At 70.8% G+C, this 13932-nt stretch carries 16 protein-coding genes; 8 read left to right on the forward strand and 8 right to left on the reverse strand.

Annotation, left to right across the window (positions count from 1 at the left end):
* Position 1 precedes the first annotated feature (1 nt).
* Positions 2 to 196 carry a CsbD family protein gene (locus ASD35_RS06520; RefSeq protein WP_056874060.1) on the reverse strand — a complete coding sequence of 65 codons (195 nt, stop codon included), beginning with the start codon at positions 194 to 196 and terminating at the stop codon, positions 2 to 4.
* Here ASD35_RS06520 and ASD35_RS27940 point away from each other — a divergent pair.
* Positions 195 to 515, forward strand: coding sequence for a hypothetical protein (locus tag ASD35_RS27940; protein ID WP_235538255.1), 321 nt, complete (start codon positions 195 to 197; stop codon positions 513 to 515). The genes ASD35_RS06520 and ASD35_RS27940 overlap by 2 nt on opposite strands.
* Here ASD35_RS27940 and ASD35_RS06525 read toward each other — a convergent pair.
* The 3 genes from ASD35_RS06525 to ASD35_RS06535 form a co-directional block, all read right to left on the reverse strand.
* On the reverse strand, positions 508 to 2082 hold the full coding sequence (locus tag ASD35_RS06525; RefSeq protein ID WP_162254430.1) for an ATP-binding protein: 1575 nt from the start codon (positions 2080 to 2082) through the stop codon (positions 508 to 510). The genes ASD35_RS27940 and ASD35_RS06525 overlap by 8 nt on opposite strands.
* Positions 2083 to 2183: 101 nt before the next feature.
* A complete protein-coding gene (locus ASD35_RS06530; protein WP_157275406.1) occupies positions 2184 to 2663 on the reverse strand; it encodes a hemerythrin domain-containing protein in 480 nt (159 codons plus the stop codon).
* Between the two features lie 43 nt (positions 2664 to 2706).
* Positions 2707 to 2976: a DUF378 domain-containing protein gene (locus tag ASD35_RS06535; protein WP_200956008.1), complete on the reverse strand. Its 270-nt coding sequence runs from the start codon at positions 2974 to 2976 to the stop codon at positions 2707 to 2709.
* A 71-nt stretch (positions 2977 to 3047) separates the two neighbouring features.
* Between ASD35_RS06535 and ASD35_RS06540 the strand changes: the two genes are divergently transcribed.
* Complete coding sequence (locus tag ASD35_RS06540; protein WP_056874064.1) at positions 3048 to 3476, forward strand: CBS domain-containing protein; 429 nt, start codon at positions 3048 to 3050, stop codon at positions 3474 to 3476.
* Positions 3477 to 3513: 37 nt separating this feature from the next.
* Here the strand turns inward: ASD35_RS06540 and ASD35_RS06545 are convergent, their stop codons facing one another.
* Entirely contained in the window at positions 3514 to 4029 is a 516-nt protein-coding gene (locus ASD35_RS06545) for a hemerythrin domain-containing protein (protein ID WP_056874065.1), read from the reverse strand.
* 122 nt (positions 4030 to 4151) lie between these two features.
* On the opposite strand from ASD35_RS06545, the gene ASD35_RS06550 reads away from it, so the two are divergent.
* Entirely contained in the window at positions 4152 to 5480 is a 1329-nt protein-coding gene (locus tag ASD35_RS06550) for a sorbosone dehydrogenase family protein (protein WP_056874066.1), read from the forward strand.
* Between the two features lie 27 nt (positions 5481 to 5507).
* Here ASD35_RS06550 and ASD35_RS06555 read toward each other — a convergent pair whose 3' ends face one another.
* Entirely contained in the window at positions 5508 to 6032 is a 525-nt protein-coding gene (locus ASD35_RS06555; RefSeq protein WP_056874067.1) for a hypothetical protein, read from the reverse strand.
* Between the two features lie 178 nt (positions 6033 to 6210).
* On the opposite strand from ASD35_RS06555, the gene ASD35_RS06560 reads away from it, so the two are divergent.
* A complete protein-coding gene (locus tag ASD35_RS06560; RefSeq protein WP_056874068.1) occupies positions 6211 to 7041 on the forward strand; it encodes a hypothetical protein in 831 nt (276 codons plus the stop codon).
* Positions 7042 to 7136: 95 nt separating this feature from the next.
* Here the strand turns inward: ASD35_RS06560 and rpoN are convergent, their stop codons facing one another.
* Positions 7137 to 8630 (reverse strand): RNA polymerase factor sigma-54, encoded by a 1494-nt coding sequence (gene rpoN, locus ASD35_RS06565; protein ID WP_056874069.1) that lies wholly within the window; start codon positions 8628 to 8630, stop codon positions 7137 to 7139.
* A 342-nt stretch (positions 8631 to 8972) separates the two neighbouring features.
* Between rpoN and ASD35_RS06570 the strand changes: the two genes are divergently transcribed.
* The 4 genes from ASD35_RS06570 to ASD35_RS06585 all read left to right on the forward strand — a co-directional run bounded on the left by ASD35_RS06570 (position 8973) and on the right by ASD35_RS06585 (position 13409).
* Positions 8973 to 9293 carry a BON domain-containing protein gene (locus ASD35_RS06570; protein ID WP_056874070.1) on the forward strand — a complete coding sequence of 107 codons (321 nt, stop codon included), beginning with the start codon at positions 8973 to 8975 and terminating at the stop codon, positions 9291 to 9293.
* On the forward strand, positions 9293 to 10444 hold the full coding sequence (locus tag ASD35_RS06575) for an AI-2E family transporter (protein WP_056874071.1): 1152 nt from the start codon (positions 9293 to 9295) through the stop codon (positions 10442 to 10444). The genes ASD35_RS06570 and ASD35_RS06575 overlap by 1 nt, the downstream gene beginning before the upstream one ends.
* Positions 10445 to 10555: 111 nt before the next feature.
* Positions 10556 to 12811, forward strand: a complete 2256-nt coding sequence (locus ASD35_RS06580) for an ATP-binding protein (protein WP_162254431.1) — start codon at positions 10556 to 10558, stop codon at positions 12809 to 12811.
* 142 nt (positions 12812 to 12953) lie between these two features.
* Positions 12954 to 13409: a PA2169 family four-helix-bundle protein gene (locus ASD35_RS06585; protein WP_056874073.1), complete on the forward strand. Its 456-nt coding sequence runs from the start codon at positions 12954 to 12956 to the stop codon at positions 13407 to 13409.
* 17 nt (positions 13410 to 13426) lie between these two features.
* Here the strand turns inward: ASD35_RS06585 and ASD35_RS06590 are convergent, their stop codons facing one another.
* A complete protein-coding gene (locus ASD35_RS06590; protein ID WP_056874074.1) occupies positions 13427 to 13879 on the reverse strand; it encodes a hypothetical protein in 453 nt (150 codons plus the stop codon).
* Positions 13880 to 13932: the final 53 nt, after the last annotated feature.

Below are 13932 nucleotides of genomic sequence, written 5' to 3' on the forward strand. Positions count from 1 at the left end.
ATTAAACCTTGCGCGTCGTCGCGTGGGCGTCCTTGACGGCCTCCTTGACGTTGCCCACGGCCTTCTGGCCCTTGCCCTCCACCTGGGTGGCGGCGCCCTTGACCTGCTGCTCGGTGCTGCCGACGGCCTCGCCCAGCTTGCGTTGAGCCTTGCCTGCAACGTCCTTGACGCTGCCCTTGATCTGGTCGGTGTTCATGGCACTACTCCTTGAGATGCGCGGGATTTCTCCCGACGGGGATGTCAGCGTAATCGCCAGGTTAGTTACAAGGCACCGGCCCGGGCCTTATCCCCAGGTGGGCGAAGTCCTACGCCGCCTGCGGCGCTGGCCGCTGCGCCTACCCGTTCCTCCTACGACTGCGCTGGGCCTCGTCCGCTGTGCTGCCGCCGGCGGCTGGGCGATGCTTGGCTCACCTCTTCAGGACTTCAGGAGAACCACCATGGGTAAGTACCTTCTCGCTTGGCTGCTCGGCGTCCCGGGCCTGGTGTTGCTGCTCGTCTACCTGTTCTTCAATTGACGCGCTCGGCCGCCGCGAGCTGAGCCACGGCGGCCACCAGCGCATCCGGCGTGACCGGCTTGGCCAAGTGCAGCTGATAGCCCGCATTCAGCGCGCGCTCGGTGTCGTCACGCCCGGCAAAGGCCGTGAAAGCCGCCGCCGGCACGCGGCCGCCAGCGTCGGCAGGCAGCGCACGCACCTGGCGGATCAGGTCGTAACCGTCCTGCACCGGCATGCCGATGTCGCTGAGCAGCACCGCCGGCGGGGCCTGCCGCAGCAGGCGCAGCCCCTCGGCCGCGGTCGATGCCGTCGTCACACGCGCACCGGCACTCTGCAGCACGCGCGCCGTGATGGCGCGCACGTCGGCTTCGTCGTCCACCAGCAGCACGTTCACGCCATCCAGCCGTGAGGCAACATCCGGGGGCGGCGCCGCGGGCAGGGACGGCAAGCCCAGGGCACCCATGTCCGCCACCCCCGGCAGCCTGACCGTGAAGGTCGCACCGCGGCCCAGCCCTTCGCTGTGGGCCTGCACCGCGCCCCCATGCAAGGACACCAGCTGGCGCACGATGGCCAGGCCGATACCCAGCCCGCCATGGCGGCGCGTGGTGGTCGCATCCTGCTGTTGGAAGCGGTCGAACAGCTTGGGCAGGAAGTCCGGCGCGATGCCCTGGCCGGTGTCGCTCACGGTGATGACATGCTCGCGGCCGATGCGGTCCAGCGTGACGTCGATGCGCCCGCCGCGCGGGGTGAACTTGATGGCGTTGTTCAACAGGTTAGCGACGATCTGCTGCAAGCGCGCCGGGTCGCCCATGACCCAGCAGCCGTCGGTGCCGAAGGCGGTGCGCAGTGTCAGGCCCTGCGCCGTGGCGGCCGGCAAGGCCGAGTCGATGGCGGCGGCGAGCACGCTGTCGAGCTCGATGCGCTGCAGGTCCAGCCGCAGCTGGCCGGACTCGATGCGCGTCATGTCCAGCAGGTCCTCGATGAGCCGCACCTGCATCTTGGCGTTGCGGGAGATCGCTTCCAGCCCGTGCTTGAGCGTGTCGGCGTCGAAGAGGCCGCGCTCCAGCACCTGGGCCCATCCGAGGATGGCCGACAGAGGCGTGCGCAGTTCGTGCGACAGCGTGGCCAGGAACTCCCCCTTGGAATGGCTGGCACGTTCGGCCTCGGCGCGCGCAATCTGCGAGGCGCGCAGCGCCTCTTCACGCGCGCGCTCCTCGGCGCGGCGGGCCGTGATGTCCTGCGTGAGCTTGAGGAAGCCCAGCAGTTCGCCGCCCGGGCCGCGCAGCGCCGTCAGCACGACCGCGACCTCGATGAGGTTGCCGTCCTTGCGCACGCGCTTGCCTTCGCCCTTGTATTCGCCGGTCTCCGCGGCGACGCGAAGCTCGTGCTCGGGCTGGCCACGCTCGCGGTCCTCCGGCGTGAAGATGGTCGAGAAGGGCATGCCCACGGCTTCTTCGGCCGAATAGCCCTTCATCAGCTCGGCGCCGCGGTGCCAGGAGTTGATGCGGCCCTCGGGGTTGATGGTGTAGATGGCGTAGTCGCGCACGCCTTGCAGCAAGGCCTGCAGCGTGGCGGTCCGCTCGTGCAAGACGTGCTCGTCGTTACTGCGACCCCGACCCGCCGGATCAGCTTCCATCGTCGATGCCCCTAATGACCCACCGCCGTCGTCGCCATGGTCTATCGCCATGATCAGACAGCCTCTTGTGCAAGCAGCCGCAGCGTCTCGTCGCGCTGCCGGATGATCCGCTCGCCCAACCGTTGCATGTCCAGCCCAGCGGCCTCGACGCGCGGGAAGAGGTCGCCCTCCTCCTGCTTCACGTGCTCGGCCACCGCGCGGGCGAGCATTATCACGAGGGCGTCGAAGCGTTCATCGCTGGCGTCCAGCGTCTCGATCTGTTCGATCAGGGCACGCACGCTGTCGTGCTCGGCCAGCGCGTCGTCGATGAAGTCGTCATCCTGCAAGGCCTCGCGGGCCGCGGGATAGAAGACGCCCTCCTCGGCGACGGCATGCGCCGTCAGCGCGTCGCAGATCTGCCGCGCCAGCGCGTTGCGCTCCCCGGCGTCGGCGCCATCGCTGGCCAGTTCGTCGAACTCTGCAAGCAGCTGGCTGACGGCCTTGTGGTCTCCAGCGAGAACTGCAAGGGCATGAGAGGACGCGTGGCTCGCCATGAAGGGCTCCGGAAACAAAGGCAGGGGCAAGCGACATGCCCGCCTAGAGCGTCCCTTGTGCGAGACGCGGCAGCAGCGTCAGCCCATAGAGGGCCGCCACGCCGACGGCCCGTGCAGCGACCGTCATCGGGCCGAACAGCGCCGCGACGAAGTCCATGTTGAACAGGCCGACCAGCGCCCAGTTGAAGCCGCCGATGATCAGCAGCATCAAGGCCACCATCGTCGCCACGCGTGCGGCCGCGCTGCGGCCGGTCAGGTCGGGTGTGGAAAAGCCGGCATCGCCCATGGCTGCATCCTTGATCGAGTGAAGCATCCATCGCGGCAGGTCGCGTGCCCGGCTGGGCACCCGATTTGCCGATCAGGCTCTCCACACAGGAGAACGCCATGTCCAAGATTGCCGAGATCATGTCCACCGACGTGCAGACCATCCAGCCGCAGGAAACGCTGCGCCGCGCCGCGCAGTGCATGCGGGACCTGGACGTCGGCGCCCTGCCCGTCTGCGACGGCGAGCGCCTGTTGGGCATGGTGACCGACCGCGACATCGCCGTGCGCGCCGTTGCCGACGGCCTCAACCCCGACCAGGCCTGCGTGTCCGACATCATGACCCCCGAAGTCGAGTTCTGCACTGCCGACCAGGACGCCGACGAGGCCAAGCGGCTGATGGGCGCGCGCCAGGTCCGCCGCCTGCCGGTGGTCGATGGCAACCGGCGGCTGGTGGGCATCCTCTCGCTGGGCGACCTGGCCACCCGCGAGGCCGGTCACATCGACCGCGCGGTGCGCGAGATCTCCGAACCGGGCCGCACCGCAGCCTGATCGCCCGGCGGGGCGGCGCCCCGCGCGGCCCACGCTGTCAGGGCAGCGGCGCCGCCGCGTCTGTCTGGGCGCCCATGCGCTCGCGCGGCGCGCCGCGGGCCCGCAGGCCCTCTTCATGCTGCCTCACCGCCCGGCCCATCTGCCCGCGCGCGTCGGCATCCAGCAGCTGCCGCATCTTCGGGAACAGGTGCTCTTCCTCTTCCTTGTGGTGGTGGCGGGCCTGCTCCTCCAGCACCTTGCACTTGGGCTGGAAGGTGGTGTCGCCAGGCGCCAGCGCGAGCAGGTCGGAGAGCAGCCGCTTCAGTGACAGGTGCTCCTCCAGCGACTCCAGCAGGATGTCCTCGGTGCGATTGGCGTGCACCCGGGGGTAGACGACCTTTTCCTCGGCCAGCATGTGCACCGCCAGTTCGTCGCCGGCGCGCGCCAGCAGCTCGCCGCGCTGCGCATCGGCTTCGGCCTCGAGCAGGGTCTGGAGCAGGTGTTCCAGGCGCCGGTGCTGCTCGGTGAGCACCGTCACCACGTCGTCGGCCGGTATTGCGCTGGGAGATTCCATGGGCTGCTTTCACTGGGTTGATGCCGTGCTGGCGCCGCGCTGAGGCAATGGCCATGCCCAACGCAAGCTGCGGCAATTCCTGCCGCAACGGGAGTGGGAATGCCGCTTGCTGCACGCCGTTCATGCGCCAGCTTCCGATCTGCCTTGCACTCACCGCGGCCCTGGGCGGCTGTGCCGAGCAGACGCGCCTGCCCAGCGGTGCCGATACCGGGCCGCGTCCGACGCTGGTGGAGCCGGTCAAGACGCTGGTGCCGACCTTCCACATCGCGCCGGCCAAGCCCTGGGCCGCTGGCGAGGCGCCCACCGCCGCAGCCGGCCTGCAGGTGCAGGCGCTGGCCACCGGGCTGGATCACCCGCGCTGGCTGCACGTGCTGCCTAACGGCGACGTGCTGGTGGCCGAAACCAACGCGCCGCCGCGGCCGGATGACGGCAAGGGCTTGAAGGCCTGGGTGGCCGGCAAGATCATGGCGCGCGCCGGCGCCACGACGCCCAGCGCCAACCGCATCACGCTGCTGCGCGACGCGGACGGCGACGGCCGCGCCGAAGTGCGCGACACCTTCCTGGACGGCCTGAACTCGCCGTTCGGCATGGCCCTGGTGGGGGACCGCTTCTACGTGGCCAACACCGACGCGGTGGTGGAATTCGCCTACGCGCCGGGCCAGACCCGCCTTGCCGGCCCCGGCCGCAAGCTCACCGACCTGCCGGCCGGCACGCGCAACCACCACTGGACCAAGAGCCTCATCGCCAGCCCCGACGGCAGCCGGCTCTATGCAACCGTGGGCTCCAACAGCAATGTGGCCGAGAACGGCATCGAAGCCGAAGAGGGCCGCGCGGCCATCTGGGAGATAGACCGCGCCACGGGCCGCAAGCGCCTGTTCGCCACCGGCCTGCGCAACCCCAATGGCATGGCCTGGCTGCCCGCGCCCGGCGCTGGCGCGCCGGTGTTGTGGACGGTGGTGAACGAGCGCGACGAACTCGGCAGCGACCTCGTGCCCGACTACCTCACCGCCGTGCGCGACGGCGGCTTCTACGGCTGGCCCTACAGCTGGTACGGCAGCCACGTGGACAGCCGCGTGCAGCCGCCGCGGCCGGACCTCGTCGCCAAGGCGCTGGTGCCGGACTACGCGCTGGGCGCACACGTCGCGCCGCTCGGCCTTGCGGCCGCTGGCGCCAGCAAGCTGCCCACGGCGCTCGCGGGCAGCGCCGCGGGCGGCGTGTTCGTCGGCCTGCACGGCTCGTGGAACCGCAAGCCGCTGTCGGGCTACAAGGTGGTCTACGTCGGCTTTGCCGATGGCAGGCCGCAAGGCCCGCCGATCGACGTGCTGACCGGTTTCGTCGGCCCGGAGGGCGAGGCGCGCGGGCGGCCGGTGGCCGTGGCCATCGACGCCCGCGGCGCGCTGCTGGTGGCCGACGATGTAGGCAACACGGTCTGGCGCGTGGCGCCACGCTGACGCGGGCGCCACGCGGCGTTCAACGCATCAGCGGTAGACCGACTGGCCGCCCGCCTGGGTACGCCAGTGCTCCTCCAGGTGGGTTGCGTCCTCGTCATTGCGCGGGCGCAGGCCCATCAGGATGCCGCCGTTGCGCAGGCCGCTCTCATACTCCTTCACGCGTTCCTCGGGGATGCTCCAGCCGATCAGGGCGCCCACCAGGCCGCCCGCCGCGCCGCCCGCACCGGCGCCCGCCACGGCGGCCGCGAGAGGGCCCGCGATCACCAGGCCCAGGCCCGGGACCGCCAGCGTCGTGCCCACGGCCGCGATCGCCGCCGCCACTGCGCCCAGCGTGCCGCCGATGCCGGCACCGATGCCCGCGCCCTCGGCCGCCTTGGTGCCCAGTTCGGTCTCGGGGCCTGCAGCGCCGAAATGGCGCTTGCGCGTCTCGTCGGACATCACCACATCGACGTCGTTGGAGGAGTAGCCCCGGTCCAGCGCGCTCCGGTAGGCGCGCTCGGCGCTGTCACGGTCGGGAAAGAGGCCGGTCAGATGAGTTGTGTCGTTCGCCATGGAATCTCCATCAAGTAGGCCCGACGCCGTTGCGCCAGGTGCACCTCAATGGCAATGCGCGGGCCCGGTCCCCGCCCCGCCACAGGAACGCGCATTGCCGCCCCTCTACACAGGCCACGGCTTCGGCAGTGAGACACAGGCCTGAGGACACCCGGACTTTTCGTGAAAGGATTTCCAAATGTCTAGACATGATGATCGCAGCCGCCACCAGGGCGGCCAGCAAGGCAACTTCGGCAGCGGCGACCAGGGCCGCCGCGACTACCTGGGCCAGCAGCATGCGGAAATCGGCGGCAACCGCGGCCAGCAAGGCGGCATGGGTGACTACGCCGACTCCCGCGACTATTACCAGGGCGGCACCTTCCGCGAGCAGGTCGACCAGGGCAGCAGCTACCGCGGCCAAGCCGGCGGCTACGGCGGCCAGCAAGGCGGCTACCAGGGCGGCTATGGCGGCCAGAGCTACCAGGGCGGCGGTTCGCAGGGCGGCTACGGCGGGCAGGGCTACGCCGGCCAGGGCAGCCAGTTCAGCCAAGGCGGCGGCTACGGCGGCAACCAGGGCAGCTACGGTGGCCAGCACAGCCAAGGCGGCGGTTACGGCGCCAATCAAGGCAGCTACGGCAGCGGGAGCGGTGGCCAAGGCGGCGGCTACTACGGCAGCCAGGGCGGTGGCCAAGGCGGCTACAGCCAGGGCGGCAGCTACGGCGGCCAGGGCGGCTATGGCGGCTCCAGCCAGGGCGGCAGCTACGGCAGCGGCAGCCAGGGCGAGCATTCGCAGTTCGACCCCGACTACCACCAATGGCGCAACGAGCAACTGCGCGCGCTGGACCAGGACTATCAGAACTGGCGCCAGGACCGCTACAAGAAGTTCTCGGACGAGTTCTCCAGCTGGCGCCAGAGCCGCCAGGGCGACTCCGCCAGTGCTTCGGGTTCGAGCGGCCAGGGCAGCAGCGATTCGCCCAGCGCGTCCAGCACCGGCAGCGCGTCGTCCACCGCAAGCGGCAAGAGCAAGTAAACCTTGCGGCAGCGCCGCCCTCGTGGCGGCATCCCGCAGGCAAAGCGGCCGCCTTCCGGCGGCCGTTTTTCATGCAACGCCCGGGGCCGCCGCGCTCAGGCCGCCACGCGGCGGCGGCGGTCGACCGACTCGATCTTCAACATCTGGCGGTACTTGGTCACCGTGCGGCGCGCGATGACCAGGCCCTGCTGGGCCAGCTGCCGGGTGATCTCGGCGTCCGACAGCGGCGCCTCGGGGTTCTCGGACTCGATGATGTCCTTGATGAGGCCGCGGATGGCCGTGCCCGAGCAGGCGCTGCCGTTGGCGCTGATCATGGCGCGGCTGAAGAAGTACTTCAGCTCCAGCACACCGACCGGCGTGGCGATGTATTTGTTGTTGGTGACGCGCGAGACGGTGCTTTCGTGGATGCCGCACTCCTCGGCGATCTCCTTCAGGCCCAGCGGCTTCATCGCCATCGCGCCATAGTCCAGGAAGTTGTGCTGCCGCTTCACGATCGCCTCGGCCACGTCCAGGATGGTGGAGAAACGCTGCTCCACGTTGCGCAGCGTCCAGCGCGCCTCCTGCAGATGCACGCCCAGCTCCGAGTTCGCGGCCGTCCGGTGGCGCTGGTACAGCTTGGCATAGACCTGGTTGAGCCTGACCTTGGGGACGATGGCCGGGTTGAGCTGAACCGTCCATTTGCCGCGCACCTTCTTGACGATGACGTCAGGCACGACATAAGGCACCTGCGACGACCCATAGCGCCAGCCCGGCCGAGGGTCCAGCCGGCGGATGCGTTCGCAAACCGCCTCGATGCGCGCCGGGCTTTCGCCCAGCTGCCGGGCGAGCCCCGCCACGTCGCGGGCGGCGAGTGCCGGCAGGTGGTCGCTGATGATGCTTTGCGCCAGGCCTCGCATGTCGGGGCAGGTGATGGCCGGCAATTGCAGCAGCAGGCATTCGCCCACGTCGCGCGCGGCCACGCCGGCAGGGTCCAGCGACTGCACCCGCTTCAGCGCGATCTGCATCTCCTGCAGGTCGGGCTCGGGGTCGAGTTCGGCCACCTCCGCCAGCTCCTGCAGCGGCGTGCGCAGGTAGCCGTCGTCGTCCAGAGATTCGACGATCAGGTGCGCCAGCGCCAGGTCGCGGTCCGACAACGGCAACACGTTCAGCTGTCCGTGCAGGTGGGAGGTCAGCGAGGTCTCGACGGCCATCATGTCCAGCGCGCTGAGCTCGCCGTCCTCGGCGCGCTTGAGGCCGGTGCTGCCGTCCGCCGTCCAGAGGTCGCGGTCGCTCTCGCCGTCGCCCTGGTCAGGCGGCCCGGCAACATCGTCGGCAGGCACCTGGAGCTCCGCCGCGCCGTCTGCGGTCACGGCCTCCAGATGAGATGACGCAACCGCGCCATCGTTCAATGGCGCCGAGGGCTCGGCGCCATCCGCGCCGTCATGGGACTCGATGTCGTCGACTTCGAGAAAGGGGTTCTTGCCAAGCGTGTCGCGCAGCATCGCGGCAAAGTCCAGCGACGACATTTGCAGCAGCCGCACGGCGTGCTGCAGTCGGGGCGAGAGCGTCTGCGTTTGTCGATGCTCTGTGCGCAGATCCAGGGAATTCACGGGGTACTTCCTCCATGGGTAGTCTGGCGTGCCGCCCTGCCGGGCGCGGCACCATGCCGCACTGACGCAACCTTCGTGCCGGCTGCGGCCACTTGTCGGAGCCCGAACCACAAACCGGCTGACGCCTGGGCAAACCGAAATGCTTGCCGCTCACACCCGCCGCATCCCAGACCGCGAGAGCTGCAAGTTTTACGAGATGGCCCACCAGGGACTGTGAGTTTCGGTAAACCCTGCCGGCTGGCGGTGTCGCGACTGGTGCCGTGGGCCGGCTCGGTTCACGGACCTGGCACACCGCTTGCCCTGGGCGCTTCGCGAGCCCGTTGCCTCGCGAAGGAGAACCCCATGAAGAAGATCCTCATCGCCTCGATGGTCACCCTCGCCGCCCTGGCCACCGGCGGCTGCGCCGTCAGCAGCGGCCAAAGTACGGTCGGCCAGTATGTCGACGATGCCACCATCGCCACGCGCGTGAAGGCCCGTTTCGCGGAAGACACCCAGGTCAGCGCGATGCGCATCCAGGTGGAAGCGCTGAAGGGCACCGTGCAGCTGGCAGGCTTTGCCACCTCGCAAGCCGAGAAGGACCGCGCCGGCCAGCTGGCGCGCGCCACGCCTGACGTGAAGGAAGTGCGCAACAACATCATCGTGCGTCCCGCCACCAACAACTGATGAACTCGCCCGCCGCTCCGGCCGCCCCTCCGCGCCGCGGCTGGGCGCTGCGTGGCGTCTTCTTTCTCGCCCTCGTCTTCGCGGTGCGAGAGGCGCGGCCGTTGCTGGCGCCGGTGCTGATCGCCGTGCTGTTGACGCTCGCGCTGTCACCTGCCGTGCGCGCCCTGCGCCGGCACGGCGTGCCGGAGGTGCTGGGCGCGCTGCTGATCGTCATCGCGCTGATGGCCAGCACGGTGCCGCTGGCCATGACGCTGGCGCGCCCCGCCGCCGCCTGGTGGGAGACCGCGCCGACGACGGTGGCGCAGCTGCTGGAGCAGCTCGACAAGGTGCGCTCGGCCATCCCAGGGCTGCACCCGCCGCCACCGCCACGGCCCGGCCGCGCCGCCCAGGCCGCGACGCCGGACCCGCTGAAGGAGCGGCTCGCCAGCGAGGGCGTGGCCCTGACCGGCCTGGTGCTGACGCGCAGCCTGTCCTTTGCCGTGTCGTTCACGGCGACCGTCATCCTGCTGTACTTCCTGCTCGCCTCGGAGCATTGGGTGGTGTCGCGCATCGTCGAGGCCGTGCCGCGGCAGCGCACACGCGCGCTGGTGCTGGGCGGCGTGCGCACGGCGCAGCGCGAGATCGGCCACTGGCTGGCCGTGGTGGGCATCGTCAATTGCACGGTCGGCGTCATCATGGGGCTGGTGCTGTGGATGATGGGCCTGCCCAACCCGACGCTGTGGGGTGCCGTCACGGCCGTGTTCTGCTTCGTGCCCTACATCGGGCCGATGGCGGTGATGGCGCTGCTGCTGCTGGCCGGCATCAGCAGCTTCGACAGCGGCGCGCAGGTGCTGGGGCCCATGCTGGCCTTCGTCCTGCTCCATGCCATCGAGAGCAACATCGTCAGCCCGCTCATCGTCGGCCGCCGGCTGTCGCTCAGCCCGGTGTCGGTGTTCCTGTCGGTGATGTTCTGGGGCTGGCTGTGGGGCATCGCCGGCGCGTTGATCGCGGTGCCGCTGCTGATCGCGCTGCGCAGCGTCTGCCGGCGCACCCATGGCCTGCGCCTGCTGCGCTGCTTCCTGGAGGGCGACCGGCGCGAGGCGGCGCCTTCGTTGCGCTCGCTGCTGCGCCGGCCGCCGGCCAAGCCTCGGCAGAACCGCTACTCCACTTAAGGAACGTCGTTTGCTTCTGGCGCGCGTATGCCGCACATGCCCCTTCGCGAGACTCTTGCACCGTTATCGTTGCACCTGGCCCCGCCCAGCGTGCGCCTGCCCCTTCTCGCCATGCCCGTCACCATCCGTTCCCGCCTCATCCTGCTGATGCTGGCCGTGCTGCTGCCCGGCATGCTGGGTGTCGGCTGGCTGATCGGCAGCACCTACGAGGCCGAGCGCGAGGCGCACGAGCGCTACCTGCGCGACACGGCGCGCGCGCTGTCCATGCTGGTGGACGGCGAGCTGGCGCGCCGCGCCACCATCGCCCACGTGCTGTCGCAATCGCCCGAACTGGACGGCCCGGTGCCGCCGGACGCCGAACGGCGCCTGTCCTTCGAGCGCCAGGCGCGGCGCGCGATGCAAGGCCTGGGCGGCTGGGTTGAGCTGCGCGCGCCGGGCCGCGTGCTGATCAGCACGCGCCGGCCCGAAGGCGCCAGCGGCGAAGCCCCCGGGCCCGCCGCGCTGAGCCCGGTGGCCACGATGCAGCCACTGACGACGCTGGCCGGCGCGCGCGGCGCGGCGCCCGAGATGTACGCGGCCTGGGTGACGCCGGTGCTGCGCGACGGCCAGCTGATCTACAACCTGGTCGTGACGGTCCGGCCTGCCGAGCTGCAACGCATCGTGCAAGCCCAGGGCAACCCGGGCTGGATCGGCACGGTGATGGACAACACCGGCCGCATCGTGGCGCGCCAGCCAGGCGGCGATGCCTTCGTCGGCCGCATGGTGCGCGACGACCTGCTCGCGCGGATGCGCGGCTCGAGCGAAGGCGCCTTCGAATCCGTCTCGCTGGACGGCATGCCGGCGGCCGGCTACTTCAGCACCTCGCCGCTGGGCTGGAGCTACGTCAGCGCGATGCCGCGCGAGCAGTTCGACGGCCACCTCCCGCGGGAGGTGCTGCGCATCGGCATCGGCACGCTGGTGCTGCTGTCGCTGGCGGTGGCCGGCGCGCTGTGGGTGTCGCGCCGCATCGAGCGGCCCATCCGCGCGCTGCGCACGGCCGCCGAGGACCTGCAGGCCGGCCGGCCGGTGCAGGCCCGCCCTTCCGGCATGGTGGAGTGCGACGACGTGGCGAGCGCGCTGGCGACGGCCGGCCGCTCGATGGCGCAGGCCCGCACCGAGCTGGAACACAGCGTCGCCCAGGCCGTGGAGCGCACGCGCATCGTCGAGCAGCGCGGCGCGCAGAGCCAGCGCGTGGCAGCGCTGGGGCGGCTGACCGGCGGTGTCGCGCACGAGTTCAACAACCTGCTGGGCATCATCAGCAACAGCATGCACCTGATGCAGCGCCACCCCGCCGCCGCCGAGTTGCAGGGGCCGCTGGGTGCCACGCAGCGCGCCGTCGACAAGGGCAGCCAGCTGACCCAGCACCTGCTGCGCTTCTCGGGCAAGCGGCCGGTGCGCATCCAGACGCTGTCGTTCGCCCGCTACCTGCCCGAGGTGCAGGACCTGATGCGCAGCGTGCTCGGACGGCGCATCGAGATCAAGGTGCAGGTGGCGCCCGACGTGCGGCCGGTACGGCTGGACGCCAGCGAGCTGGACCTCGCCCTCGTCAACCTCGCTCTGAACGCGCATGACGCCATGCCCAACGGCGGCGAGCTGACGCTGCGCGCCGCCAACGCCACCGAGGAGGACAAGGAAGGCCTGCCCAACCTGGCGCCGGGTGACTATGTGGTGCTGACCGTCGGCGACGACGGCGTCGGCCTGGACTCGACCATCGTCGAGCACGCCTTCGAGCCCTTCTTCACGACCAAGTCGGTCGGCCAGGGCAGCGGCCTGGGGCTGAGCCAGGTGCATGGCTTTGCCACGCAGGCCGGCGGTGCGGCCCGGCTGGCGAGCACGCGGGGCGTGGGCACCACGGTGTCGCTGCTGCTGCCGGTGGCGCGCGAGGACGAGGACCGCGTCGCGGCCCCCTTCGCCGACGCCGCGCCGCAGAGCATCGCCGGCGCGACCGTGCTGCTGGTGGAGGACGACGAGAGCCTGGGCGACGTGACCGCGGCCCTGTTGATGGCGCATGGCGCCAAGGTGCTGCGCGCCGGCCATGTGGAGGCCGCGCAGCGCCTGCTCGTCGGCGGTGCGCCCCCCGACGTCGTGCTCAGCGACATCGTCATGCCCGGCGGCCAGGACGGCGTGGCGCTGGCGCGCTGGCTGCGCGAGCAGCGGCCCGCGCTGCCTGTCGTCCTCATCACCGGTTTCAGCAACACCGCCATGGCCGAGGGCGAGTTCACGGTGCTGCGCAAGCCCTGCCCGCCGACGGAACTGCTGGCCGCGCTGCAGGCCGCCGTCGCCCGCGCCCGCCGGGCGGGACCCGCGCCGGCCATCCCCAAGCCGTAAAGCCTGCGGCAAGTTGCTGCAAGGCCGCCGCCTATGGTGGCGCATCGGGAGCGGGCACGCCGCCTGCCAGTACATCGGCCTCCCTGCTGGTGGCGGCCCGGCCGCTGCACAGCGTCTTCCACGACCTTCCGAAAGGACTGCCATGAGCAACGACGACATCATCGACACCCTCAACGACCTCATCGAAACCTCGAAGGACGGCGAGTACGGCTTCCGCACGTCGGCCGAGTACCTGAAGGACGCGGCGTTGAAGCAGACCTTCGTCACCCGCGCCGAAGAATGCCGCCAGGCCGCAGCCGAACTGCAGTCCCTGGTGGTGCGCTTCGGCGGCAAGGCCGAGGACAGCGGCTCGGCCGCCGGCGCGCTGCACCGCGGCTGGGTGGCCGTGAAGGGCACCCTGGCCGGCTACACCGACAAGGCCATCCTCGAAGAGACCGAGCGCGGCGAAGACACCGCACTGGTGTCCTACCGCAAGGCGCTGGACGAGGCCCTGCCGCCCGATGTGCGCGCCATCGTCGAGCGCCAGTACGAGGGCGTGAAGCGCAACCACCTGCAGGTGCGCACGCTGCGCGACCAGGCCCGCGCTGCGGCGACCTGACGCCCGTCTTGGTCTGACTAATCCCGACCCGGCCGCCGCTCGGCCGGGTCGGCTTCACCGGGCAGATCTTCGGCCGTCTTGCCGCCGTCCTCCTCGTCCTCCTCGTCCTCTTCGTCGTCCTCATCGCCAACCGTGGCGTTGAGGTTCACCGCCGCCTCGGCGGCACCGGCGTCGTCGGCGTCGAGCTCCACCTCGCCCGGCGTGAAGATGCGGTCCACGCCGATGTCGGCGCCGTCGCGCACGCCGGCGTCGTCGCCTTCGGCGGCGGCTGTGGTCTCGCCCAGCGGCAGCGGCGATGGCTGGTCGCCGCGCAAGGCCACGTCGACCGGCATGCCGGGGTCCGCGTCGTCCTCCAGGCCGACGACGTCGCTGCCACTGTCCGAGTTGTCGCCGGGGCCCAGGCTGGCCGCGTCACGGCCGGGGGCGGGCGTCGGCGCGGTGTCGATGCCGAGCAGGCTGCTGCGTGCCATGGTGGTTCTTCCTCAGGGCGCGGGGACGGTCCCGCGCAGGCACGCGGCAAGGC

The sequence above is a fragment of the Pelomonas sp. Root1444 genome (assembly GCF_001426885.1).
Taxonomy (GTDB): domain Bacteria; phylum Pseudomonadota; class Gammaproteobacteria; order Burkholderiales; family Burkholderiaceae_C; genus Pelomonas.